This window comes from Rothia sp. HMSC065B04 (assembly GCF_001812285.1).
Taxonomy (GTDB): domain Bacteria; phylum Actinomycetota; class Actinomycetes; order Actinomycetales; family Micrococcaceae; genus Rothia; species Rothia mucilaginosa.
On sequence record NZ_KV808410.1, the window covers coordinates 107,834 to 108,146 of the forward strand.

Here is a 313-nt window from a genome sequence, read left to right on the forward strand (position 1 = left end):
ATGAAAGTCCCTCCGAAAAGGAAGGGAAATCCCCTCACCATTTTGGGAGGAAGCCCGCCATAAAATCGCCTCAATGAAAGTCCCTCCGAAAAGGAAGGGAAATCGCCGGGCCAGGGGGTGCCGCCGTGCTCACCGGGGAAGCCTCAATGAAAGTCCCTCCGAAAAGGAAGGGAAATACAATCCATTCAAAGACGGGCTTAACAACATTTTCGCCTCAATGAAAGTCCCTCCGAAAAGGAAGGGAAATTTGTCACCTCGTACCCCTGAGCGTGAGCGCGATCAAGCCTCAATGAAAGTCCCTCCGAAAAGGAAG